A 24250-nucleotide genomic window follows, 5' to 3' on the forward strand; every position below is an offset into this window, starting at 1 on the left:
CCGATCCGCCGCCGGGCCGAAACGTTTGGACTCCCGCTTCAGTTCGGCACTGCGCGGGGCACCTCGATGCTGTTCTCCTGCACGATGATCGGGTCGCCGACGTTGGCGGTGTTGAAGTACCACTCGGCGTCCTCGGTGCTGAGTCCGACACACCCGTGGCTGGTGTTCTCATAGCCGAGCGAGTTGACCGCCCACGGCGCCGAATGCACGAAAAGCCCACGGCGAGTGAAGCGTACGGCGTACTCGACGTCGAGCAGGTACCCGTCGGGAGCGTCGACCGGAATGCCGACGCTGCTCGAGTCCATCATCACGTCGCGTTCCTTCGACAACACGGTGTAGGTGCCGACGGGTGTTGGATACTCCGGTCTGCCCATCGACGCCGGGAACACGCCGGGCTCACCCCAGTGCGGTCGGTGATGCGGGGCGGGCAGTTCGGACGGAGGTCCCGCGTCGGCGCCGTCGATGGTCACCGTGAAGGTGTGGTCGGAGATGCTGGCGACGCCGATAACCGCTGGGCCCGTTTGGAATTCGGTCTTGAACCCACCCACCGACAGTGCCACCGTGCTGTGCGCCGGCCAGAAGCGGTCGGGCAGCCATTGCACGACGCGGTTGTCGAGCCAGTCGAACTCGCCCGTCATCGCGGGGGCGGAGGTGATGCCGATCGCGCGTTCCGCGGCGTGCTTGTCGAGCACCGGCGCGTTGAACGTCACCACGATCGGGTGCGCCACCCCGACCACCTGGCCGCGAGCCGGCTGCACCGACGCGATCGCGGGCTTGAGCAACGGATTCGCCGCAGGGGCAGGAACGTTCGCCCGGTTCGTGACCGCCATGCTGGCGTCGGCAGGCCCGGCAGCCATCACCGCGTTGATCCCGAGTACCGCAAGAACACACAGCGCAACCCCACGCATGCCTTTTGATTCCTTTGAAATAACAACAGTGTTAATTAGATCGTAGGGTGCCGCGCGGAGTTCGATGTGTAGGTGCGCCTTGGCATTTCGGTCAAGGATCCATCACGCTTTGGCCACGGTGGATACCCGCGGCTGTGAACAGCTAGCTGTCCTGGGCCTTCGTGATGAGGTCGGTGGCCACCTGGACCAGGGGGACATTCGAGTCCTGTGACAGCTTGCGCAACACCTCGAACGCCTGCACCGCGTCGACGCCGTAACGCTCCATGATCATGCCCTTCGCCTGGCCGATCATGTCCCGACTGGCCAGCGCGCGCTTGAACTGTTCTTCCCGCCGCGCCGAATTCCAGGCCACCGAGGAATGTGCAGCGAAGACCCGCCCGATGTCGCGCGATGAATCGTCGAACGCGTTCGATCGCTCGGCGTAGACGTTGAGCGCACCCATGGTTTCGTCGGCGATGAACAACTGAAACGCGATGATGGCCCGGATCGGCGTCTGCTCTAGCGCATCCCGGCGGTAGCTCGGGAACCGGTCGTCGGTCTCGAGGTCCGCGACGTGCACGATCTTCTCTTCCCAGGCGGCGGTGAGGCACGGGCCTTCGCGATGGCGTTGCTGGACCTCGTCGAGCAAGATAGGCCACTTGTGCGTCGCGGCGGGGGTGTCGATGTGTTTGGCGTTGCGGGTGACCGTGATGCCCGCGTAGTCGGCGCCAGGGATCTCGACCGCGGCGTGTTCGACCAGTTCGTCGAGCACCGTGTCGGCGTCCGCATCCGCCCGGCTATGAAGCGCCTGCACCAGTTGAGCAATGCGAAGGTGGGTAGCCTCCACGTCGCCTCGGTCGTTCAACGTCACCCCTCGATCTTCCGTCAACCCGGTGCCGAATTACAACGCCCGTAAATAACGGTCGGTGACGACTCGCTGGATCACCGACGTGACGGGCGAGCCGAGCCTGCTCCACCACGTGGCGTGCCGCGAGAACGCGGTCACTTCCGCGTGTACCTCGTCGGAGGCCAGGTCGTAGCGCACCATGAAGCGTTCTTCACCGCTTTCGGCGTGACCCGGCAGCGTCCCGTAGGCGAACCCGCGCAGGTCCGGTTCGTCGACGATGTACACCACGCGGCATGGCGCAGCCACCGGGCCCAGGTGCACCAGCACCTCCGCTCCCGTGACGGCCACCTCGCTGGTCGCATCGACGCGCAGACCGGCGCCGCGCAGCATGCCCCACCGCATGCCTTCGGCGGCCGCGTCCTCGAACCGTCGCCGCCCCCGCCCGATCACCGCCGACTTCCGTACATGGTGGTATCCCTCAGGTAACGCGGCCGCCGTGGCTCCCACTTCGGGGTACGTCAGCGGCAGCCCCGCGAGGTCCAGCAGCTTCACAAGGACACCTTCTCATCGCGGGCGTACGGTCTGTGAAATGACGACGCAAAGCATCGCGCACGCATCCGGAACGTTCACCCTCGGCGGTGACCTCACGGTCAACCGTCTGGGCTTCGGCGCGATGCGCCTGACCGGAACGGGCGTTTGGGGTCCGCCCGCAGATCACGACGAATGCATCCGGGTGTTGCGCCGCGCCGTCGAGCTCGGCGTCAACTTCATCGACACCGCGAACTCGTACGGGCCGTACGTGTCCGAGGAGCTGATCCGCGAGGCGCTGCACCCGTACGACGGTGTGGTCATCGCCACGAAGGCAGGCCTGCTGCGCACCGGGCCGGACGAATGGTCGCCGCTGGGCTTCCCCGCGTATCTGCGCCAGGAATGCGAGCTGAGCCTGCGCAGGCTCGGCGTCGACACCATCGACCTGTTCCAGTTGCATCGGATCGACCCCAAGTTCCCCGCCGAGGACCAGCTCGGCGAGCTGGTGAAGCTGCAGCAGGAGGGCAAGATCCGCCACATCGGGCTGTCCGAGGTGGACGTCGATCAACTCGAGGCGGCGCAGAAGACCGCGACGATCGTGTCGGTGCAGAACATGTACAACATCACCGTCCGGTCGGCCGAGCCGGTGCTCGACGCGTGCGAAGCCGGCAGCATCGGGTTCATCCCGTGGTTCCCGCTGGCGGCCGGACCGTTGGCCGCGCCAGGCGGCCCGCTACAGCGCATCGCCGACGAGCACCATGCCACCCCGTCCCAGCTGGCGCTGGCCTGGCTGTTGAAGCGCTCGCCGGTGATGCTGCCGATCCCTGGCACGTCCAAGGTCGCGCACCTGGAGGAGAACGTGGCGGCCGCGAAAATCGAGCTGTCCGACGCCGAGTTCGACACGCTGAGCAAAGCCGGGTCCGCCGACAGCTGAGGCAACCAATACGGTGACCGGGTGGCCTACGCACAGGAGCATCGCGGTGGAGACTTCAGCCCAGCCGAGCCCACCGCCCACGGCGGACCCGACTACGGCCGATTCGTCGAGGCAGTCCGCACGCTGCAGGACCATGCGCGCGCCGCGGACGCGCCCGACGACGTGATCACCCAGGCTGCCGATCTGATCGAGGCCGCGTCCAACCTGCTGGCGCCCTACGACGCGGACGAGTGGTCGTCACCGTCGGGCCGCAGGATGGACCTGCCCAACCGGGGCAGCGTGTTGGGCATCCCGGGGGAGTACCACAAGACCGACGATGGGCGAGTCGCAGGCAGCGTCTGCTTTCGGCGTTTCCACCTTGGCCGCAACGGCGCAGCCCACGGCGGATGCATCGCGCAACTGTTCGACTCGCTGCTCGGGTACACCGCGTTCCGGCTGACGCAAAGCCTCTATCAGCGCACCGCCTTCCTGCACGTCGACTACCGCAAGATCGTGCCGATCGAGACGGAACTGCAGGTCGACGCCGGGGTGGACCGCGTCGACGGCCGCAAGATGTTCATCTCGGGCCGGGTGCTCGACGGGGACACCGTGCTGGCCGAGGCCAACGCGCTGTTCGTCAAGCTGAACCCGGGGCAGCCGTGAAGCCGTCGGAGGTCAAACGGCGCTGGGCGCGGTGGCGCGACCGACTGCGCGAGCGCCCGCGCGTCGAATTCGGCTACCGCATTGGCATCGCAGTAATCGGGCTTGCGGTCCTCGGCGTCGGCATCCTCGCGATCCCGTATCCCGGGCCCGGCTGGGCAATCGTCTTCGTCGGCCTCGCGATTCTGGCCACCGAATTCGACTGGGCGCGACGGCTGCTCGCCTACACGCGGACGCGCTACGACACGGCGATGGCTTGGTTCAAGGCACAGGGACTGTGGGTGCAGCTGCTCGGCGCGGCCTTCACAGCCGCCGTGGTGCTCGCCACCCTCTGGCTGCTCGGCGCGCTCGGCTGGGCCGCCGGGCTGGTCGGTATCGAGGCCAGGTGGCTGCGCAGCCCCATTGGCCTGGGGGCATGACCACCGACCCCGATAGCATGGTCGCGTTCAGTGCCGACCCGCACACCGCCCGTTTCACCGAAAGTTTGGAGAGTCACCGATGAGCGCGCCCGCCAGCCCCGCCCTAGCAGCCCCGATCCGGGTCGCTGCCGGGACCACCGCAGGGGCAGCGGTCCGGGAGGCCGGCCTGCCGAGCCGCGGCGCCGAAGACGCCATCGTGGTCGTGCGCGACGCCGACGGCCGGCTGCACGATCTCTCGTGGACGCCGGATGCCGACGTCGAGGTGACACCGGTGGCCGCCAACACCGACGAGGGCCGCAGCGTGATCAGGCACTCGACGGCGCATGTGCTCGCGCAGGCGGTGCAGGACATGTTCCCCGAGGCCAAGCTCGGTATCGGGCCGCCCATCACCGACGGCTTCTACTACGACTTCGACGTGCCCCGCGCGTTCACGCCGGAGGATCTGGAGGCGCTCGAGAAGCGTATGCGCCAGATCGTCAAGGAGGGCCAACTGTTCTCGCGGCGGGTGTACGCCTCCAAAGAGGAAGCCCGCGAAGAACTCGCCAACGAGCCGTACAAACTCGAACTCGTCGACGACAAGTCCGGCGACCCCGACGTGATGGAGGTCGGCGGTGACGAGCTCACCGCCTACGACAACCTCAATCCCCGTACCCGCGAACGCGAGTGGGGCGATCTGTGCCGCGGTCCGCACATCCCGACGACGCGCTACATTCCCGCGTTCAAGCTGACCCGCAGCTCGGCGGCATACTGGCGCGGCGACCAGAACAACGCCAGCCTGCAACGCATCTACGGCACCGCATGGGAGTCGCAGGAAGCGCTGGATGCGCACCTCGAATTCATCGCCGAAGCGCAGCGTCGTGACCATCGCAAGCTCGGCGCCGAACTGGACCTGTTCAGCTTTCCCGACGAAATCGGTTCCGGCCTAGCGGTTTTCCACCCCAAGGGTGGCATCATCCGCCGCGAACTCGAGGACTACTCGCGGCGCAAGCACATCGAGGCCGGCTACCAATTCGTCAACAGCCCGCATATCACCAAGGCGGAGCTGTTCAAGATCTCCGGGCACCTCGACTGGTACGCCGACGGAATGTTCCCGCCGATGCACCTCGACGCCGAACTCAACGAGGACGGCACGGTACGCAAGCCCGGCCAGGACTACTACCTCAAGCCGATGAACTGCCCGATGCATTGCCTGATCTTCCGGTCGCGGGGGCGGTCGTATCGCGAACTTCCGTTGCGGCTCTTCGAGTTCGGCACCGTCTACCGCTACGAGCTGTCCGGCGTCGTGCACGGGCTGACCCGGGTACGCGGGTTGACGATGGACGACTCCCACATCTACTGCACCCGCGACCAGATGCGCGACGAGCTGACCTCGTTGCTGCGGTTCATCCTCGAACTGCTCGGTGACTACGGTCTGACCGACTTCTACCTCGAGCTCTCGACCAAGGATCCGAAGAAGTCCGTCGGGTCCGACGAGTTGTGGGAGGAAGCCACCAACGTGCTGGCCGAGGTCGGTGCGGCCTCGGGGCTGGAGTTGGTGCCGGATCCGGGTGGCGCGGCGTTCTACGGCCCCAAGATCTCGGTGCAGGTCAAGGACGCGCTCGGCCGCAGTTGGCAGATGTCGACCATCCAGCTGGACTTCAACTTCCCCGAACGCTTCGAGTTGGAATACACAGCCGCGGACGGCAGCAGGCAGCGGCCGGTGATGATCCACCGCGCGCTGTTCGGGTCGATCGAGCGGTTCTTCGGCATCCTCACCGAGCACTACGCGGGCGCCTTCCCGGCGTGGCTGGCGCCGGTGCAGGTGGTCGGCATCCCAGTGGCCGACGACCACATCCCGTACCTCAACGGCCTTGTCACGCAACTGAAGTCGCACGGCATCCGGGCCGAGGTCGACGCCAGCGACGACCGGATGGCCAAGAAGATCGTCAACCACACCAACCAGAAGGTGCCGTTCATGCTCCTGGCGGGTGACCGCGACGTCGAAGCCAACGCGGTCAGCTTCCGCTTCGGCGACCGCACCCAGGTCAACGGCGTGCCGCGCGAGGACGCGATCGCCGCGATCGCCAAGTGGATCTCCAGCCGCGAAAACGCCGCTCCCACTGCTGAACTGCTCGAAGTAGGCGCGACCAAGTGAGTGACCCCGACGATCGGACGATCGTTGACCACGGCGTCGGTGAACCCGACCACCTGCAGCGGTTGTGGACACCGCACCGGATGACCTACATCGCCGAGGCGCCGATGAAGGGCGGTTCGGCGGCGTCGCGCGAGCCGTTCACCGACATCCCCGGGATGCCCGACGAAGAAGGGCTGATGGTCGCCCGTGGCGAACTGGTGTACGTCGTGCTCAACCTGTATCCGTACAACCCCGGCCACTCGATGGTGGTGCCGTACCGGCGGGTGTCCGAACTCGAAGACCTCACGCCTGAGGAGAGCGCCGAGCTGATGGCGTTCACGCAGAAGCTGATTCGGGTGATCAAGTCGGTGTCTCGTCCGCACGGATTCAACGTCGGCTTGAACCTGGGTAGCTCGGCGGGCGGGTCGCTGGCCGAGCACCTGCACATGCATGTGGTGCCGCGGTGGAGCGGCGACGCGAACTTCATCACGATCATCGGTGGCTCGAAGATCGTCCCGCAACTGTTGCGTGAGACCCGTGAGTTGTTGGCGACCGAGTGGGCAAAGCAGCCGTGAGCAACTTCTACCTGTTGACCCGCGCGGCGTACGCGAAGTTGTCGACGCCGGTCGCCAAGGCCGCGCTGCGGGCGGGGTTCACACCCGACAGCATCACGATTCTCGGCACGGCCGGGACGGTGCTGAGCGCATTGACGTTGTTCCCGATCGGCGAATTGTGGTGGGGCGCGGTCGCGGTGTGGTTCTTCGTGCTCGCCGACATGCTCGACGGGGCGATGGCACGTGAACGCGGTGGCGGCACCCGGTTCGGGGCGGTGCTGGACGCCGCCTGCGACCGCATCGGCGACGGCGCGGTGTTCTGCGGCCTGCTGTGGTGGGCGGCGTTCGGGATGCAGAGCACCTCGCTGGTGGTGGCCACGCTGATCTGCCTGGTCACCTCGCAGGTCATCTCCTACATCAAGGCTCGCGCCGAAGCCAGTGGGCTGTCCGGTGACGGCGGCATCATCGAGCGGCCGGAACGGCTCATCATCGTGCTCGTCGGGGCGGGGCTGTCCGGTCTGTTCGGCGTGCTGTGGCTGCTGCACATCGCAATGTGGGTGTTGGCGGTGGCCAGCCTGGTGACCGTAGGGCAGCGCATGCACAGCGTGCGAACGTCGCCGGGCGCGATGGATCGGCTGACGAAATCCAAGGCGGCCAACGGCGACAAACCCGAGGCGACCCAGCCGTGATCCCGTTCGGGGGGCAGATCAGCGATCTGGGTTACGCCACCGGGTGGCGGCTGGTGCGCGCCATGCCGGAGTCCGTGGCACGCAACGCATTTGATGCGGGCGCGCGGTACGCGGCCCGCGGTGGCGGCCCCGCACAGCTACGCAAGAACCTGGCCCGGGTCATCGGCACCACGCCAGAACAGGTGCCCGACGAGCTGATTCGTGCTTCGCTGTCCTCCCACGCGCGGTACTGGCGGGAGGCGTTCAGGTTGCCCTCGATGGATCTGGAGAAGCAGGGCGAACTGCTTGACGGGTGCTTCGAGGGCAAGGAGCACATCGCGGCCGCGCTGGATGCGGGCCGTGGCGCGATCATGGCGCTGCCGCACAGCGGCAACTGGGATATGGCCGGGGTCTGGCTGGTGTGGAGACACGGCACGTTCACCACCGTCAACGAGCGGCTCAAGCCCGAATCGCTGTACCACCGCTTCATCGCCTACCGGGAAAGTCTCGGGTTCGAGATGCTGCCGTTGACGGGCGGGGAGCGGCCGCCGTTCGAGGTTCTCACCGAACGGTTGCGTGCCGGTCGTCCCGTCTGCCTGATGGCCGACCGCGACCTCAGCCGCAACGGCGTCGAGGTCGACTTCTTCGGGGAGCCCACCCGGATGCCCGCAGGATCGGCCAAGCTCGCCATCGAGACGGGCGCGGACCTGATGGCGGTGCACTGCTGGTTCACCGAACGCGGGTGGGGGTTCAAGTTCAGCGAGCCGCTGGACACCTCATCCGGCGACGTCTCCGTCATCACCCAGAAACTGGCGGACCACTTCGCGGCCAACATCGGCGCCCACCCCGCCGACTGGCACATGATCCAGCCGCAGTGGATAGCCGATCTTTCGGACGAGCGTAGGGCGAAACTGGAGACGTAATGCGTATCGGCATGGTCTGCCCGTATTCGTTCGACGTCCCCGGCGGCGTGCAGTCGCACGTCTTACAACTGGCCGAGGTGATGCATCGCGGGGGTCACGACGTCAGCGTGCTGGCGCCGTCGTCGCCGCATGTGCAACTGCCCGACTACGTGGTGTCCGGTGGCAAGGCAGTACCCATTCCCTACAACGGGTCGGTGGCCCGGCTGAGGTTCGGCCCCGCTACCCACCGCATGGTCAAGCGCTGGCTGGCCGACGGCGACTTCGATGTGCTGCATCTGCACGAGCCCAACGCGCCCAGCTTGTCGATGCTGGCGCTGAACATCGCCGAGGGCCCGATCGTCGCGACCTTCCACACGTCCACGACGAAATCGTTGACGCTCAGCGTCTTCGAGCCGATTCTGCGGCCGATGCACGAGAAGATCGTCGGCCGGATCGCGGTGTCGGATCTGGCGCGGCGCTGGCAGATGGAGGCGCTCGGCAGCGACGCGGTGGAAATCCCCAACGGTGTGGACGTGGGGTCGTTCGCGCATGCGCCGCTTCTCGACGGCTATCCGCGACCGGGGAAGACGGTGCTGTTCCTGGGCCGCTTCGATGAGCCGCGCAAGGGCATGGCCGTGCTGCTCGGCGCGCTGCCCGCCCTGGTGGAGCGGTTCGCCGACCTAGAGATCCTCATCGTCGGCCGCGGCGACGAGGACGAACTTCGCGAGAACGCCGGAGAGCTGGCCGGGCATCTGCGCTTCCTCGGCCAGGTCGACGATGCGCAGAAGGCGTCGGCGATGCGTAGCGCCGACGTGTACTGCGCCCCGCACCTCGGTGGCGAGAGCTTCGGCATCGTGCTCGTCGAGGCGATGGCGGCGGGCACCCCGGTGGTGGCCAGTGACCTCGATGCGTTCCGTCGGGTGCTGGTCGACGGCAAGGCAGGCCGACTGGTGCCGGTCGACGACCCGGCGGCCATGGCCGCCGGAATCATCGAGATGCTGGAGAACGACTCGCTGCGGGCCGGCTACGTCGCCGAGGCCACCGAGGTGGTGCGACGCTACGACTGGTCGGTCGTCGAGCGGCAGATCATGCGGGTCTACGAAACCGTCGCGGGCGCGGGGACCAAGGTCAAGGTGGCAAGTTGATCACGTGGGTAGTGGTCGTCGCGCTGGCCGTGCTGGTCGCCGTGTTCCTGCTGATCGCCGCGTGGGCCTACCAGACCGCGCACCGGCTGGACCGGCTGCACGTGCGCTACGACCTGTCGTGGCAGGCGCTCGACGGCGCGCTGGCCCGCCGTGCGGTGGTGGCACGAGCGGTCGCCGTCGAGGCGTACGCAGGCGGGCCCGACGGCAAGCGGTTGGCGGCGCTGGCCGACGCGGCGGAGCGGTCGCCGCGCGCCGGCCGCGAGGCCGCCGAGAACGAGCTCTCGGCCGCGCTTGCGTTCGTCGATCCGGTGTCGCTGCCGGTGGCTCTGGTCGCCGAGCTCGCCGACGCCGAGGCGCGGGTGTTGCTCGCCCGCCGGTTCCACAACGACGCCGTCCGTGACACGCTGGCGCTGCGTGAGCGGCCTGCGGTGCGCATCCTTCGGCTCGGCGGAACCGCAGCGCTGCCAAGCTATTTCGAAATCGCCGAACGCGCGCAGGTCTCGCCGCCGGAGGTCGGATGGCGGTGACACTGCGCACGTCTGCCCGGGTGGTTCTGCTCGACGAGGACGGTGCGGTGCTGCTGTTCTGCGGCTCAGACCCCGCCACCGCCGACGCTCCCCGGTGGTGGTTCACCATCGGCGGGGCGGTGGAACCAGGGGAGGCGCTGGTCGACGCCGCGGCGCGGGAAGTCGCCGAGGAGACCGGCCTACAGGTGATGCCCACCGAACTCGTCGGTCCGGTCTGGCGGCGTGAGGCGGTATTCGAGTTCGACGGCGCGGTGATCCATAGCGAGGAGTTGTTTTTCGTCCACCGCACCAGGCGCTTCGTGCCAGCGACGGGTGGTCACACGGAGTTGGAGCGCCGCACGATTCACGGTCACCGCTGGTGCGATGCGACAATGATCGACGAACTGGTCGCCAAGGGCGAAACTGTGTACCCGCTGCAGCTAGGCGAGCTTCTCGACGACGCGAACATGCTTGCCGACGTGCAGAGCGGTACACGCGAACGGCAGCTGCAAGTCATTCGCTGATGTGCGGATTCAATGCATTTGCCGCCCCCTCTAGACTGGATCAGTAGCAATTGGAGGAGATAACAGTGGATACCGCACCTGGATCGAATGGGTCTGCCAACAGCCAGACCGGGACGGCGCGGGTGAAGCGCGGCATGGCCGAGATGCTCAAGGGCGGCGTGATCATGGACGTCGTCACCCCCGAGCAGGCCCGCATCGCTGAGGGCGCAGGCGCCGTCGCGGTGATGGCGTTGGAGCGGGTGCCTGCCGACATCCGCGCCCAGGGCGGGGTGTCGCGGATGAGCGACCCGGACATGATCGAGGGCATCATCTCCGCGGTCACGATCCCGGTGATGGCCAAGGTGCGTATCGGGCATTTCGTCGAGGCGCAGATTCTGCAGAGCCTGGGTGTGGATTACATAGACGAGTCCGAGGTGCTGACCCCGGCCGACTACAGCCATCACATCGACAAGTGGAAGTTCACCGTGCCGTTTGTGTGCGGTGCGACCAACCTGGGTGAGGCGCTGCGGCGCATCACCGAGGGCGCGGCGATGATCCGCTCCAAGGGTGAGGCCGGCACCGGCGACGTGTCGAATGCGACCACGCATATGCGGCAGATCGGCGGTGAGATCCGTCGGTTGACGTCGCTGTCGGAAGACGAGTTGTACGTGGCGGCAAAGGAATTGCAGGCGCCCTACGAACTGGTCGTTGAGGTGGCGCGGGCGGGCAAGCTGCCGGTCACGCTCTTCACCGCCGGTGGCATCGCCACGCCGGCCGATGCGGCGATGATGATGCAGCTGGGTGCTGAGGGGGTGTTCGTCGGTTCGGGCATCTTCAAGTCCGGCGACCCGGCGCAGCGTGCCGCGGCGATCGTCAAGGCGACGACGTTCTACGACGACCCCGACGTGCTGGCCAAGGTGTCACGCGGGCTGGGCGAGGCCATGGTCGGCATCAACGTGGAGGACATCGCGGCCCCGCACCGGCTCGCCGAACGCGGCTGGTAAACAAGAATAGATGGCGATCGAAGAGATCCTCAACCTCGAACAACTCGAGGTGAACATCTACCGCGGAAGTGTCTTCAGCCCCGAATCCGGCTATTTCCAACGTACTTTCGGCGGTCACGTGGCGGGCCAGTCGCTGGTGTCGGCGGTGCGCACAGTGGACGAGCGCTTTGCGGTGCATTCGCTGCACGGCTACTTCCTGCGGCCGGGCGACGCCACGGCACCGACGGTCTTCACCGTCGAACGCCTCCGCGACGGCGGTTCGTTCGTCACGCGGCGCGTCAACGCCATCCAGCACGGCGAGACCATCTTCTCGATGTCGGCGTCGTTCCAGAGCGACCAGAGCGGCATCGAGCACCAGGACGCGATGCCGTACGCGCCGCCACCGGACGACCTGCCAGGGTTCATCTCCAAGGGCGGAGCGTTCGACGACGCGGGCTTCGCGCAGTTTGCAGAATGGGACGTGCGCATCGTGCCGCGCGACCAGATGAAGCTGCTGCCAGGAAAGGCGTCGCAACAGCAGGTGTGGTTCCGGCATCGTGATCCGCTGCCCGACGACCCCGTCCTGCACATCTGCGCGCTGGCCTACATGAGCGACCTCACGCTGCTGGGCTCCGCCCAGGTCAACCACATCGAAGAACGCCCGCACCTGATGGTGGCGTCGCTGGATCACGCGATGTGGTTCATGCGCCCGTTCCGGGCCGACGAATGGCTGCTCTACGACCAGTCGTCGCCGTCGGCGTCGGGTGGCCGCTCGCTGACGCAGGGCAAGATCTTCACCCAGACCGGGGAGATGGTGGCGGCGGTGATGCAGGAGGGGCTGACCCGCTACAAACGCGACTACCAGAAGCCATGAGTGCCCCGCAGGTCGGTGTGCTCGCGTTGCAGGGCGACACCCGTGAACACCTGGCGGCGCTGCGCGAAGCGGGGGCAGAGGCCGCGACCGTGCGCCGGGTCGCCGAACTCGAGGCCGTCGACGCGCTGGTGATACCCGGTGGCGAATCCACCACGATGAGCCATCTGCTGCGCGAGTTCGAACTGCTCGAACCGCTGCGGGCGCGGCTCGCCGAGGGTATGCCCGCGTACGGATCGTGCGCCGGGATGATTCTGCTGGCCACCGAGATCCTGGACGCGGGCGCCGACGGCCGTGAAGCCGTCCCGCTAAAAGCCATCGATATGACGGTGCGCCGCAACGCCTTTGGCCGTCAGGTCGACTCGTTCGAGGGGGATTTCCCGTTCGAAGGGCTCGACGATCGCGTGCACGCAGTGTTCATCCGGGCGCCGTGGGTGGAAAGGGTCGGCCCCGAGGTCGAGGTGCTGGGCCGGGCCGCCGGTCACATCGTCGCGGTCCGGCAGGGCCGCGTGCTGGCGACGGCGTTTCATCCCGAGATGACCGGCGACCGCCGCATCCACAAGCTTTTCGTCGACATGCTGTGATCCGCGTCACAATTCGCTAATTATGGAATGGTCGGTACGTAATGCGGCTTGCATGCAGCATGACTACCGAACAGATCACCGCACTCGTCACTGGAGCCAACCGCGGACTTGGTAAGCGGTTCGCCGAACAACTCGTCGCGCGCGGCGCCAAGGTGTACGGCGGCGCACGGCGCCCCGAGACCGTCGACGTGCCCGGCGTCATCCCCGTCCAACTCGACATCACCGATCCCGGATCCGTCGCCAGGGCAGCAGAATTGGCGACCGACGTCAACGTGCTGATCAACAACGCGGGTGTCTCGACAGCCGCGAACCTGCTGTCGGGCTCCTTCGACGACGTGCGCCTGGAGATCGAGACCCATTTCCTCGGCACGCTCGCCGTCACGCGCGCGTTCGTTCCGGTCATCGAGAGCAACGGTGGCGGGTCGATCCTCAACGTGCTTTCGGTGTTGTCGTGGGCCCACGCGCCGGAGTTCGGCGCCTACTCTGCGGCGAAGGCGGCGGGCTGGGCGATGACCGATGCGATCCGGCAGGAACTCGCGCCGCGCGGCATCCACGTCGCGTCCCTGCACGTCGGATACATGGACACCGATATGGCCGCGCACGCCCCTGCCGACCGCAAGACCGACCCGTCCGTGGTGGCGAAGCTGGCACTGGACGGCCTTTTCGCAGGTGAGCCGGAGGTCATCGCCGACGACCTGACGCGCCACGTGAAGGCGCAGCTGTCCAGCTGATGCGGTTCGATTGCAGGTAAACCGCCACGTAGACTCGTTCTTCGGACTTACCCCGCAAGAAAGAGAGCAGTACCTGCATGAGCGGCCATTCCAAGTGGGCCACCACCAAGCACAAGAAGGCTGTGATCGATGCCCGCCGCGGCAAGAACTTCGCGCGGTTGATCAAGAACATCGAGGTGGCCGCGCGCGTCGGTGGCGGTGACCCCGCCGGCAACCCCACGCTGTACGACGCGATTCAGAAGGCCAAGAAGAACTCGGTGCCCAACGACAACATCGAGCGGGCCCGCAAGCGTGGCGCCGGCGAGGAGGCCGGTGGCGCCGACTATCAGGCCATCACCTACGAGGGCTACGGCCCCAACGGGGTGGCCGTGCTGATCGAGTGCCTGACCGACAACCGCAACCGGGCCGCCGGCGAGGTGCGGGTCGCGGTCACCCGCAACGGCGGCAACATGGCCGACCCCGGATCGGTGTCGTACCTGTTCTCCCGCAAGGGTGTGGTGACGCTGGCCAAGGACGGGCTCACCGAGGACGATGTGCTGACCGCGGTGCTCGAAGCGGGTGCAGAAGAGGTCAACGACCTCGACGACACCTTCGAAATCATCTGTGAGCCAAGCGATCTCGTTGCCGTGCGGACCGCGCTGCAGGAGGCGGGCATCGACTACGAGTCGGCGGAGGCCAGCTTTCAGCCGTCGGTCAGCGTGCCCGTGGACCTCGACGGCGCCCGCAAGGTGGTCAAGCTGATCGACGCGCTCGAGGACCTCGACGACGTCCAGGACGTCTACACCAATGTCGACATCCCCGACGACGTCGCCGCCCTTCTCGACGAGGAGTAGTGACCGCCAACAAGGCGGTGGTCAAGCGGTTCCATGAGGCCGCCAACAGCGGCGACATGGCGGAGTTGGCCAAGACCATCGACGAGGTGGTCCACCCCGACGCCGTGATCCGCACCCCGTTGCCCATCGACACGACGGGCCCCGAGGCGCTCAAGCAGATCTGGGCGGCGCTGTTCGCGATCTATCCCGACATCCACCTCACGGTCGAGGACGTGATCGCCGAAGGCGACAAGGTGGTGACACGGACGACGGTCCGCGGCACCCATCGCGGTGAGTTCATGGGTGTCGCGCCCACCGGCAAGCCTGTCACCTACAACGAGATGTTCATGTTCCGCTTCACCGACGGCCGCATCGTCGAGACGTGGGGTGTCGTCGACGTCTACGCGCAGATGAAGCAGATCGGCGTGCTCCCGGCCTGAGGTCGTGCGCCGAGACTGCAGATGTCGCGCAGGCGTCTCGTCGCACTTTTCCGCGGTAACTGCAACTTCGCGGTCAGGACGTCACGCCGGATACACCCTGACGGGAATCGCCGAATAGCGCGTCATCCCCGTCACCGAGTCGATGTCGTCCTTACTCGTCAACACGTTGACGTTCGCCCCGGCGTGTCCGTGGGGCACCGACACGGCGCCGCGGCGCATCGACGCGTCCACCCTGGCGATGCCGGTCAGCTCACCGTGGTCAGTGCGCACGATCAACCGCTCATCGTCGGCGACACCCGCCGCCGCCGCGTCGTCCGGGTTGAGCATGACCTCGGGGACCTCACCGAGGAACTCCAGTTGCGCGTTGAGCCGTCGCAGTTGTCGCCGCGGCACCAGCATCAACGGAGCCGGCTCACGCAGCGTGTGCAACTGCTCGACGAGCACCTCGGGCGCCAGCCGCCAGCCTCCCAGCCGTTCGATGTGCCGGTCCACCCACGACGCTGGCAGCTCGTGATCGACGGTGGCCCAACCGGTTTCGACGAGTTCGTGGTAGGACACGCGTCCGCCGGCGCTCATCTGTGCCAGCATCGCCTCGTCGGTAGCCGCGGTATCGGCCAGATCGTGGTCGAGTCGGCGGCCGATCTCCGTCAACACCCACCACATCGAACGGCGTTGCCCCACAGGCGCAACCACCCCGTCGGTGTGCTGCGCCGACACCCGCGGACACAGGAAATCCCACAGTGTCACGTCGGGCCGTTCCAGTTGACCCTTCGTGGGCAGCACGTGCGTCGACAACGCCGTGGTCTCGTTGGGCAGGATCTCGGTAGTGGCCAACACGTCGAGCTTCTCCAGTGCGGGCCGCAGCGATCCGGCGTCGGGAAACGCGGTGAGCAGGCTGCCGCCGAGGTTGAGGAACGCGCGGATGTTGCCCGCGTCGATCTCGTCGGGCAGCGCGGCGCACGGCCACTCCCGCAGGAACGCCTGCGTCTCAGGACGACTGCGCGGCCCTGGCCCGAACCGGCCCTCCGGAGGAGTGACCGGCAAGTCGAAGCTCTCGAGTTGGTAGCCGAACCCAGGGTGGAACCACATCCCGCCGGGGCGGTTCATCGAATCGGTCAGCACCAGCAGCGCCCAGGAAAGCCATTGCGTGACATTGGCGCTCGGAGACATCGTGACACCGGTGCCGGTGTCGACCGCGATGCGGCCCGCCCTGCGCACCGCGGCCAGTAGCTGTTCGAGGTCGTACTCGGCAACGTCGGCGACCGCCGCCGCATGCTGCGCGGTGAACGGTTCGACCGCGGCCGCCAGCGCGTCGACATCCTGCGCGGCCGCCTTGACGCCGTCGCGCAGCATTTCCCGCACCAGGTAGGCGAGCACCGCGTAGTCGGTGCCGGGCCGCGGCGCGAGGTGATGGCTGGCCATGCGCGCGGTCTCGGTGCGGCGGGGGTCGACCACCCACACCTCGGCATGCCTGACCAGATCGCGCATGACACCGCGCGGATTCGGCATCCCGACGCTATGACCGTGGGAGACAACGGGATTGCTGCCGATGAAGATCGCAAGCACGGCGTTGTCGTAGTCCGGCCTTGCGGTCAGCGCCGCCGAACCGCCCATCAGTTCCGCCATCAACACCTTCGCGGTGCCGTCGATGGTCAGCGGGCTGAACTTGGCGGGCGTGCCGATCGCAGCATGTAACTGTTGCGCAACCCGGTAGCCGAGGGCGTCCATGCCGACGCCGGTGCCGAAGTTGATCCCGACGGACGCGGGCCCGTAGGCGTCGATGATCGCGCGCAGCCTGCCGCCGAGGTCGTCGAGGCAGGCCTCCCAGGTGGTGTCCCGCAGTGCGCCGTCGACCCGCATCTGCGGGCGCTCCAACCGGTCCGGGTGGTGGTGAATCTGCGGCAACGCACGGCCCTTCGGGCAGGTGTAGCCACGCGAGAACGGATGCTCCCCGTCGCCGTGCACCGCGACCACCCGGTCGTCGTCGACGTCGACGAGGATGCCGCACACCGATGTGCAGACCCGGCAGAAGCTGCGCACCGTTCTCACGGTCGCAGAACGTTACTCTCCGGCTGTCAGGAACGCCCCGATTTCTCGCGCCGTCTGCTCGGGCTGATCCAGCATCACCAACACGTTGGCGTCCTCGACGTAGCGCAAGGTGCCGCCGGTGAGGTCGGCCAGGCGTGCGGCGTGTTCGTCGGGCATCACCGGGTTGTGGCTCCACAACACGAGTGCATCGCCGTGAAACTCGGACAGCCGCTCGGTGGCCCGGATCAGGTCCGCGTCGTCGAACTTGGTGTGGCAGTACTTGACGAGATCGCGCCTGACACGGCTGTCGGCCAGGCCTGCGGCCAGCCACTGGTCGACGATGCCTTGGGGGACAGGATTTTTCGCCATCTGGCCGAATATCAGCCACCGCCTGCGCAGCCAGCCGATCTTGAGCTGACGCATCGCCAGCGACACCGTCAGCGTGTTGCGGCTGGCCAACCATGCGACTTTGCCGGGCAGGCCGGGCGGGAAGTTGTCGAACGCCTCCGACGGGCAGATCACCAGTTGCCCAACGCGTTTGTCTCGGCCTGCGTCGGTGAGGAAGAGCGGCCCACCCCAGTCCGAAACCACCAGGGTCACGTCGTCCAGACCCGTCGCATCAAGGAAGTCGCCGACGATGTCGACCATTCCGCGCAGGGTCAGGTCGGCGTCCTCGCGCATCGGGATGCGATGCCCGCCCAGCGGCAGCACCGGCAGCAGATAGCGGAAGCCGGGCGGTAGCAGCGGCAGCGCCAGATTCCACTGCGCGTCGTTCATCAGCAGGCCGTGCAGCAGCACGACCGGGCGACCGTCAGGATCGCCCTCCTCGCGGTATTCGATCGTTCCTGCGGTGACCTCGACGGACTTCATGATGACCTTTCGTTATTAGAACGTTGATTCTAGAACGTATGCTCTAGTCTGTAGTCGGGAGGCGAGAATGGCAAGGTCCACCAGGGAATCGATCCTGACGGCGGCGGCGGAGTTGATGCGGCACAAGGGCTACGGCGCGGTCGGCATGAAGGACATCGCCGAGGCCTCCGGCGCGCCGATCGGCTCGCTGTACCACCACTTCCGCGGCGGCAAGGTGCAGATCGCGCGTGAGGCGCTGATCAACGCAGGCGCCGCCTACGCGCTGCTGATCCCGTCGATCGTCGACGAGCACACCGACCTGGGCGAGGCCATCGACGCCGTGTTCACCCAGGCCGCCGAGGACATGGCGGGCACCGGCTTCGCGAACATGTGCCCGGTGGCCAGCGTGGCCGCCGAGGTCGCCGACACGGTCGAGGAGCTGCGCGAGGCGTCGGCGACCGTGTTCACCGCGTGGATCGACGACGGCAGCGCATACTTCGCGTCGCGCGGTCTCGACGAGTCGCAGGCCCGCCAGGTCACCCTCTCGCTGATCGGTGCCCTGGAAGGCGCGTTCGTGCTGGGCCGCACGCTGCGCAGCACCGAACCGCTGCTGGCCGCCGGCCGTGCGCTGTCCCCGCAGTACCGCGGCGTCGCGCTGACCGCCAAGATGTCCGCATGGCAGTAGTCGTAGACCCACACGGTAGGGCCTGGTCGGTGCACCGCGATTGGTGGCCATTTCCCGGCGATCTACTGGACTTCACCGACCTGATCGAGATCGTCATCGGCCTGCTGTTCGTGGCGGTGTGGCCGTTCTGGCTGCTGACGAAGTTCCTCGGTGCGCGCTGGGTCGTCGTGGTCGAGCGCGATGGCCACGAAGTCGGGCGCGAACTGGTCCGCGGCGGACGCAAAGCGAAGGCGCGGATCAACGACATCGCCCTGCAGATCGCCAAGGGTGACCGCTCCGGCAGCTACACGATCTGATGCGTGTCTTCCCCGATCTGGTCGCCGCATCCCGTTAAGCTCTCGAACAGGTGTTCACAGAAGGGGCCTGACGTGCGTGTGATGGGAGTCGACCCCGGGCTGACCCGCTGCGGGCTGTCCGTGATCGAGGGCGGCCACGGTCGACAGGTCACCGCGCTCGACGTCGACGTGGTGCGTACCCCGTCCGATGACCCGCTGCACCGAAGGCTGCTGACCATCAGCGACGCCGTCGAATACTGGATGGACACCCACCGGCCCGACGTGATCGCCATCGAGCGGGTGTTCTCGCAGCAGAATGTCTCGACGGTGATGGGCACCGCGCAGGCGGGCGGCGTCATCGCGCTGGCCGCCGCGAAACGCAACATCGACGTGCACTTCCACACGCCCAGTGAGGTCAAGGCCGCGGTGACAGGCAACGGCAACGCGGGCAAGGCCCAGGTCACCGCGATGGTCACCAAAATCCTTGCTCTGCAAGCCAAACCGACGCCTGCCGACGCCGCCGACGCACTGGCGCTGGCCATCTGCCACTGCTGGCGGGCCCCGATGATCGCCAGGATGGCGGCGGCTCAGGCGCTGGCCGCCGAACAACAACGCAAGTACAAGGCCACATTGAAAGCTACGCAGGCCAAGGCGAAGGCGGCACGATGATCGCATCCGTTCGCGGGGAAGTCCTCGACATCGCACTCGACCACGTGGTGATCGAGGCGTGCGGCGTCGGCTACAAGGTGATGGCCACCCCGACCACACTGGCGACGTTGCACCGCGGCAGCGAGGCTCGCCTGATCACGGCCATGATCGTGCGGGAAGATTCGCAGACGCTGTACGGCTTCGCCGACGCCGACGCACGGGATCTGTTCCTGACGCTTCTCGGGGTGTCCGGGGTGGGCCCGAAGATCGCGCTTGCCACCCTTGCCGTCTATGACGCGCCCTCGCTGCGCCAGGCATTGGCCGACGGTGACGTCACCGCGTTGACCCGGGTGCCGGGCATCGGCAAGCGCGGTGCCGAGCGTATGGTGCTCGAACTGCGTGACAAGATCGGCGCTGTGCATGCGTCGGGCGCTGTGACGCTGAACGGGCACTCGGTGCGCGGCCCGGTGGTGGAAGCGCTTGTCGGCCTTGGCTTTGCGGTCAAGCAGGCCGAGGAGGCCACCGACAAGGTGCTTGCCAACGAGCCAGAGGCCACCACGTCCAGCGCGCTGCGGTCGGCGCTGTCGATGCTGGGCAAGAAGTGAGCCGGTTCGAAGAGGGCGAGGAACCCGACGACCGCGAGGTGTCGCCGGCGCTGACCGTCGGTGAGGGCGACATCGACGCCAGCCTGCGGCCGCGCACACTGCGCGAGTTCATCGGCCAACCGCGGGTGCGCGAGCAGTTGCAACTGGTTATCGAGGGCGCCAAGAACCGCGGCGGCACACCGGATCACATTCTGCTGTCGGGTCCGCCGGGTCTCGGCAAGACGTCGCTGGCCATGATCATCGCCGCCGAACTCGGTTCGTCGCTTCGGGTCACCTCCGGTCCGGCGCTGGAGCGCGCGGGCGATCTGGCCGCGATGCTGTCCAACCTGGTCGAGCACGACGTGTTGTTCATCGACGAGATCCATCGCATCGCCAGACCCGCCGAGGAGATGCTGTATCTGGCCATGGAGGATTTCCGGGTCGACGTGGTGGTCGGCAAAGGCCCTGGTGCCACGTCGATTCCGCTCGAGGTGGCGCCGTTCACCTTGGTCGGGGCCACCACCCGCTCCGGTGCGCTGACCGGGCCGCTGCGCGATCGGTTCGGGTTCACCGCACACATGGACTTCTACGAGCCCGCCGAGTTGGAGCGGGTGCTGTCGCGGTCGGCCGGCATCCTCGGCATCGAGGTGGGCGCCGACGCGGGCGCGGAGATCGCCCGCCGCTCGCGCGGTACCCCGCGTATCGCCAACCGCCTGCTGCGCCGCGTCCGTGACTATGCGGAGGTGCGTGCCGACGGTGTGATCACCCGCGACATCGCCAAGGCGGCGCTCGAGGTGTACGACGTCGACGAGCTCGGCCTCGATCGGCTCGACCGTGCCGTATTGTCGGCGCTGACACGCAGTTTCGGCGGCGGCCCGGTCGGGGTGTCGACGCTGGCCGTCGCGGTCGGCGAGGAAGCCACCACCGTCGAAGAGGTGTGCGAGCCGTTCCTGGTGCGCGCGGGGATGATCGCCAGGACCCCGCGCGGGCGGGTCGCAACCGCCCAGGCGTGGACACATCTCGGCATGACACCGCCCAGCGGGGTCAACGGCCTGGGTCAGGTCGGACTGTTCGACTAGGGGGCCGAATTGTTCTATGCCGGTTTGGTTTTCGCGGGCCTTGCGGCCCTGCTGCACGTCTACATCTGGGTGATGGAGTCGCTGACCTGGACGTCGCCGCGCACCCGCGCGACGTTCGGCATCTCCGCAGAAGAAGCGGTGGCCACCAAGGAACTGGCGTTCAATCAGGGCTTCTACAACCTGTTCCTGGCGATCGTGACGGTGATCGGCCTGGTGCTCGCGGTCGCCGACCATCGCGACGCCGGGTTGGCGCTGATCTTCGCGGGGACAGGGTCGATGCTGGCCGCGGCGATCGTGCTGCTGGTGTCGTCCCCGGACAAGGCGCGCGCGGCGATCACGCAGGGGGTCCTGCCCTTGATCGCGGTCGTGTTGGTCGGGCTGTCCCTGACGCTCTAGTCCAGGCGGACCGGGTCGCCACTCCGGATCGGTCCGTCGTCGAGGACTTCCAGGTAGACCCCGGCGCACGGCAGCACTCCGAGGCCCAAGGTGTCGACGCGGTTCTCGGCCGCGGGCGTGCGTAGAGCGTGCGGGGCACGCGGTAACGGGCCGTGTTCGAGTGTGGGTATCGCACAGCGAGGCGTCGCGCCCATCACCCGCATCCGCACCCCGCCTACGGTCAAAGTGCGGTCGGTCCAATCCTTTTCGGCGTACGCGGGAAACTCGGCGGGAGTCTCGATCACGATGTTCGGGCGGTAGCGCAGAGGTTCGGTTCCGATGCGCTCGACGGTGGCGGTGGTGATCGCGTGCAACGGGGCCAGATCGGTGAACGAATCGCCCGGCGTCGCCTGACCGATCTCCAGAAGCGGCGCGTCCACTTCGGCGTCCTCGCCGAGGTCGAGCACTTGATCCGGGTCCGCACGCTCTAGCGCGGCTCCTTCCGGCCGGTGGTCAATTAGTCGGACCCGCCGATGCAGCAGCGCGGACAACACGTCGTCGGCGCCCTCCTGGTCGGGCGTGGTGGTGACGCCGTCGGGAAGCGCGATGCGTACCTGGCCGTCGACCGTGCTGGCGTGGCATTGCAGCAGAGCGCGCCACAACCGGGCCTGCTTGGCGCTGGCGATTCTTCCGGTGGCGTCGTCCAGCAAGGCGAACCGCCGGTCTCCCTCGGCGCCTCGTGGGTCGACCGACAGAGTGGTGACCGTCTCGCCGAGCATTGATTTGACCGGGTAGCGGTGCAGGCTTCCTACGCGCATGGCTACGACATATACCCGACAGTGCGGTTCCTCACGCGAAGAGGGCGGATCGCGCGAGAAACCGCACTGCCGAGTTGGATCAGAGCAGGCCGAGCAGCTGCAGATCGGTGATGTATTTGATGATGATGTCCCGCGTTATGTGTGGGATGTCTTTGTCGGGGCCGATTTTCGCCTCTTGCACGGCGGTGCGGAATCGGTCGGTTGGGGCGATGGATCCGTGGATCGGTGGTTGGGGATGCTGATAGTTGTGCAGTAGCGGTAGCAGTGAGGCTTGGCGTTGGCGTTCGGGCAGGGCGCGCATCGCGGTGTGGAAGCGCTGCAGCCAGTCGGCGTAGTCGCCGACGCGGCGTACAGCGAAGCCGGCGTCGATGAGCCAGTCGACGTATTCGTCGAGGCCGATGCCGTCGTCGTAGGGGTTCATCACGTGATAGGTCTGGAACCCTTCGGTGACGTGCGCCCCCAGCGTCGAGATGGCCTCGGCGATGAATTCCACCGGCAGGCCGTCGTAGTGCGCGCGCTGCCGGTTGCCGTCGGCGTCGAGTTGGTAGAAGGAGTCGGGCGCGATCCCGGTGGCCACCAGGCTCAGCATCAGCCGGGTGAACATGTCGGGCACGTTGAGCTGGCCGGCATAGGTGGTGTCGGCGAGGATCATGTCGCAGCGGAACACCGAAACGGGAAGGCCGCATAGGTCGTTGGCCTCGCGCAGCAGTACCTCACCGGCCCATTTGCTGTTGCCGTAGCCGTTGGCGTAGGTGTCGTCGACTTTGCGGGTGGCGCTGTAGACGCGCACGTCGCCGTCCTCGGTGAACTGGCCGGGCTCGATGCCCGCCCCCACACCGATCGTGGACACGTAGATGTAGGGCTTGCGCTTGGTGGTGAGCGCGATGCGTATCAGTTCGGCGGTGCCCACCGCGTTGGGCCCGAAGAGCTGGCTGTAGGGCAGGACGTGGTTGACCAACGCGGCGGGGTCCACGATCAGGTCGACCGTATCTGCCAGCCGCTGCCAGGTCTGTGGGCTCAGGCCGAGGTTGGCTTCCCCCTTGTCGCCTGCGATCACCTCGAGGTGGTCGGCCGCCAAATCCTGGTAGTGGCGCAGCAATTCGGCGTCACCGCTGTCGAATGTCTGGTCCAGCCGGTCGCGGGCTGCCGCATCGTCCTTGGCGCGTACCAGGGCGATCACCTTGCCGTCGACCAGGTCCATCCGTTGCAGCCATTCCAGCGCCAGGTAGCGGCCCAGGAATCCTGTTGCGCCGGTGAGCAGCACGGTGCGCACCTCGTTGCTGGGGCCTGGCAGCGACGGCGCCGCCGCGAGGGTCTTGGCGTCGATGAACTTGTCGAGGGTCAGGTCGGCCGCGTGCACCTCGGTGATCGGCTTTTCCGAGCGGCCGTGCACCGACGCGAACGTCGGCCGCTTGCTGCCGGGTTGGCGTTGGGCCGCGATGTAGGCCGCCAGCGCAGCAAGGTCGTTGGCGGGGCTGACGATCACACCTACGGGTACCTCGATGTCGAAGATCTCGTGCAGCAGGTTGGCGAATGTCAACGCCGACAGCGAATCTCCGCCCAGATCGGTGAAGTGCGCGTCGGGCTGTAGGTCGCTTGCCGCCGCACCCAGCAGCGCACCCGCCGCCCGGCTGATGGTCTCCAGCACCGGACGATCGGCGCCATGCCGGCGCAACTCCCGCAGTTCGTTGGCCTGGCTGTCGGCCAGGTCCGCGTAGAGCTGTTCGAGCCGATCGCGGTAGTGCTCCTTGACCTTGGGCCGCGCCAGCTTGCGGATACCGGTCAACAGCCCGTTCTCCAGCGTGAACGGTGTTGTCTCGATGATGAAGTCGCGCGGAATCTC

The 24250-nt window shown here is 67.1% G+C and carries 27 protein-coding genes and 1 pseudogene; 21 read left to right on the plus strand and 7 right to left on the minus strand.

Annotated features, from left to right (window positions below):
- Window positions 1-38: 38 nt before the first annotated feature.
- The 3 genes from A5724_RS23085 to A5724_RS23095 form a co-directional block, all read right to left on the minus strand.
- A complete protein-coding gene (locus A5724_RS23085; protein WP_067807785.1) occupies window positions 39-908 on the minus strand; it encodes a L,D-transpeptidase family protein in 870 nt (289 codons plus the stop codon).
- A gap of 142 nt (window positions 909-1050) precedes the next feature.
- On the minus strand, window positions 1051-1752 hold the full coding sequence (locus tag A5724_RS23090; RefSeq protein WP_082965228.1) for a GAF and ANTAR domain-containing protein: 702 nt from the start codon (window positions 1750-1752) through the stop codon (window positions 1051-1053).
- 36 nt (window positions 1753-1788) lie between these two features.
- On the minus strand, window positions 1789-2286 hold the full coding sequence (locus A5724_RS23095) for a DUF1990 family protein (protein ID WP_067807790.1): 498 nt from the start codon (window positions 2284-2286) through the stop codon (window positions 1789-1791).
- A gap of 37 nt (window positions 2287-2323) precedes the next feature.
- On the opposite strand from A5724_RS23095, the gene A5724_RS23100 reads away from it, so the two are divergent.
- From A5724_RS23100 to A5724_RS23170, 15 genes and pseudogenes are all read left to right on the plus strand, one after another.
- Window positions 2324-3196: an aldo/keto reductase gene (locus A5724_RS23100; protein ID WP_067807793.1), complete on the plus strand. Its 873-nt coding sequence runs from the start codon at window positions 2324-2326 to the stop codon at window positions 3194-3196.
- Window positions 3197-3217: 21 nt separating this feature from the next.
- Window positions 3218-3838 carry a PaaI family thioesterase gene (locus A5724_RS23105; RefSeq protein ID WP_067807796.1) on the plus strand — a complete coding sequence of 207 codons (621 nt, stop codon included), beginning with the start codon at window positions 3218-3220 and terminating at the stop codon, window positions 3836-3838.
- The gene (locus A5724_RS23110; protein WP_067807799.1) at window positions 3835-4254 is read left to right on the plus strand and encodes a TIGR02611 family protein; all 420 of its coding nucleotides are present in this window, start codon (window positions 3835-3837) and stop codon (window positions 4252-4254) included. Before A5724_RS23105 ends, A5724_RS23110 begins: the two co-directional genes overlap by 4 nt.
- A 79-nt stretch (window positions 4255-4333) precedes the next feature.
- On the plus strand, window positions 4334-6388 hold the full coding sequence (gene thrS / locus A5724_RS23115) for a threonine--tRNA ligase (protein ID WP_067807802.1): 2055 nt from the start codon (window positions 4334-4336) through the stop codon (window positions 6386-6388).
- The gene (locus A5724_RS23120) at window positions 6385-6942 is read left to right on the plus strand and encodes an HIT domain-containing protein (protein ID WP_067807805.1); all 558 of its coding nucleotides are present in this window, start codon (window positions 6385-6387) and stop codon (window positions 6940-6942) included. Before thrS ends, A5724_RS23120 begins: the two co-directional genes overlap by 4 nt.
- On the plus strand, window positions 6939-7610 hold the full coding sequence (gene pgsA / locus A5724_RS23125) for a phosphatidylinositol phosphate synthase (protein WP_067807808.1): 672 nt from the start codon (window positions 6939-6941) through the stop codon (window positions 7608-7610). The genes A5724_RS23120 and pgsA overlap by 4 nt, the downstream gene beginning before the upstream one ends.
- Window positions 7607-8512 carry a phosphatidylinositol mannoside acyltransferase gene (locus A5724_RS23130; RefSeq protein ID WP_067807811.1) on the plus strand — a complete coding sequence of 302 codons (906 nt, stop codon included), beginning with the start codon at window positions 7607-7609 and terminating at the stop codon, window positions 8510-8512. Before pgsA ends, A5724_RS23130 begins: the two co-directional genes overlap by 4 nt.
- On the plus strand, window positions 8512-9636 hold the full coding sequence (locus A5724_RS23135; protein WP_067807814.1) for a glycosyltransferase family 4 protein: 1125 nt from the start codon (window positions 8512-8514) through the stop codon (window positions 9634-9636). The genes A5724_RS23130 and A5724_RS23135 overlap by 1 nt, the downstream gene beginning before the upstream one ends.
- Window positions 9633-10666, plus strand: a pseudogene (locus tag A5724_RS23140) (NUDIX domain-containing protein). Before A5724_RS23135 ends, A5724_RS23140 begins: the two are co-directional and overlap by 4 nt.
- Before the next feature lie 134 nt (window positions 10667-10800).
- Window positions 10801-11649, plus strand: a complete 849-nt coding sequence (gene pdxS / locus A5724_RS23145; protein WP_232004947.1) for a pyridoxal 5'-phosphate synthase lyase subunit PdxS — start codon at window positions 10801-10803, stop codon at window positions 11647-11649.
- A 10-nt stretch (window positions 11650-11659) separates the two neighbouring features.
- The gene (gene tesB, locus A5724_RS23150; protein WP_067807819.1) at window positions 11660-12502 is read left to right on the plus strand and encodes an acyl-CoA thioesterase II; all 843 of its coding nucleotides are present in this window, start codon (window positions 11660-11662) and stop codon (window positions 12500-12502) included.
- The gene (gene pdxT, locus A5724_RS23155; protein WP_067807821.1) at window positions 12499-13083 is read left to right on the plus strand and encodes a pyridoxal 5'-phosphate synthase glutaminase subunit PdxT; all 585 of its coding nucleotides are present in this window, start codon (window positions 12499-12501) and stop codon (window positions 13081-13083) included. Before tesB ends, pdxT begins: the two co-directional genes overlap by 4 nt.
- Before the next feature lie 59 nt (window positions 13084-13142).
- Window positions 13143-13814: an SDR family oxidoreductase gene (locus A5724_RS23160; protein WP_067807874.1), complete on the plus strand. Its 672-nt coding sequence runs from the start codon at window positions 13143-13145 to the stop codon at window positions 13812-13814.
- 77 nt (window positions 13815-13891) lie between these two features.
- Window positions 13892-14647, plus strand: coding sequence for a YebC/PmpR family DNA-binding transcriptional regulator (locus A5724_RS23165; protein ID WP_067807824.1), 756 nt, complete (start codon window positions 13892-13894; stop codon window positions 14645-14647).
- On the plus strand, window positions 14647-15066 hold the full coding sequence (locus tag A5724_RS23170) for an ester cyclase (protein ID WP_067807827.1): 420 nt from the start codon (window positions 14647-14649) through the stop codon (window positions 15064-15066). The genes A5724_RS23165 and A5724_RS23170 overlap by 1 nt, the downstream gene beginning before the upstream one ends.
- An 81-nt stretch (window positions 15067-15147) precedes the next feature.
- Here the strand turns inward: A5724_RS23170 and A5724_RS23175 are convergent, their stop codons facing one another.
- Both A5724_RS23175 and A5724_RS23180 read right to left on the minus strand, forming a co-directional pair.
- Complete coding sequence (locus A5724_RS23175; RefSeq protein ID WP_232004944.1) at window positions 15148-17106, minus strand: molybdopterin-dependent oxidoreductase; 1959 nt, start codon at window positions 17104-17106, stop codon at window positions 15148-15150.
- A 21-nt stretch (window positions 17107-17127) separates the two neighbouring features.
- Window positions 17128-17964 (minus strand): alpha/beta fold hydrolase, encoded by an 837-nt coding sequence (locus A5724_RS23180; protein WP_067807832.1) that lies wholly within the window; start codon window positions 17962-17964, stop codon window positions 17128-17130.
- 67 nt (window positions 17965-18031) lie between these two features.
- Here A5724_RS23180 and A5724_RS23185 point away from each other — a divergent pair, with 67 nt between their 5' ends.
- The 6 genes from A5724_RS23185 (at window position 18032) to A5724_RS23210 (ending at window position 21610) form a co-directional block, all read left to right on the plus strand.
- Window positions 18032-18628, plus strand: a complete 597-nt coding sequence (locus A5724_RS23185; RefSeq protein WP_082965225.1) for a TetR/AcrR family transcriptional regulator — start codon at window positions 18032-18034, stop codon at window positions 18626-18628.
- Window positions 18619-18924, plus strand: a complete 306-nt coding sequence (locus A5724_RS23190; RefSeq protein ID WP_067807838.1) for a hypothetical protein — start codon at window positions 18619-18621, stop codon at window positions 18922-18924. Before A5724_RS23185 ends, A5724_RS23190 begins: the two co-directional genes overlap by 10 nt.
- A 72-nt stretch (window positions 18925-18996) precedes the next feature.
- Window positions 18997-19572 (plus strand): crossover junction endodeoxyribonuclease RuvC, encoded by a 576-nt coding sequence (gene ruvC, locus A5724_RS23195; protein WP_067807841.1) that lies wholly within the window; start codon window positions 18997-18999, stop codon window positions 19570-19572.
- Window positions 19569-20156 carry a Holliday junction branch migration protein RuvA gene (ruvA, locus tag A5724_RS23200; protein WP_067807844.1) on the plus strand — a complete coding sequence of 196 codons (588 nt, stop codon included), beginning with the start codon at window positions 19569-19571 and terminating at the stop codon, window positions 20154-20156. The genes ruvC and ruvA overlap by 4 nt, the downstream gene beginning before the upstream one ends.
- Window positions 20153-21214, plus strand: a complete 1062-nt coding sequence (gene ruvB / locus A5724_RS23205) for a Holliday junction branch migration DNA helicase RuvB (RefSeq protein WP_067807847.1) — start codon at window positions 20153-20155, stop codon at window positions 21212-21214. The genes ruvA and ruvB overlap by 4 nt, the downstream gene beginning before the upstream one ends.
- Before the next feature lie 9 nt (window positions 21215-21223).
- Window positions 21224-21610, plus strand: a complete 387-nt coding sequence (locus A5724_RS23210; protein WP_067807849.1) for a DUF1304 domain-containing protein — start codon at window positions 21224-21226, stop codon at window positions 21608-21610.
- On the opposite strand, the gene A5724_RS23215 is transcribed toward A5724_RS23210, so the two are convergent.
- Together A5724_RS23215 and A5724_RS23220 are read right to left on the minus strand one after the other, a co-directional pair.
- Window positions 21607-22407 carry an MOSC domain-containing protein gene (locus A5724_RS23215; protein WP_067807852.1) on the minus strand — a complete coding sequence of 267 codons (801 nt, stop codon included), beginning with the start codon at window positions 22405-22407 and terminating at the stop codon, window positions 21607-21609. The genes A5724_RS23210 and A5724_RS23215 overlap by 4 nt on opposite strands.
- 79 nt (window positions 22408-22486) lie before the next feature.
- Window positions 22487-24250, minus strand: a 1764-nt coding sequence (locus tag A5724_RS23220) for a thioester reductase domain-containing protein (RefSeq protein ID WP_156752419.1), incomplete at its 5' end; no start/stop codon positions are given.

Source organism: Mycobacterium sp. ACS1612 (genome assembly GCF_001667505.1).
Taxonomy (GTDB): domain Bacteria; phylum Actinomycetota; class Actinomycetes; order Mycobacteriales; family Mycobacteriaceae; genus Mycobacterium.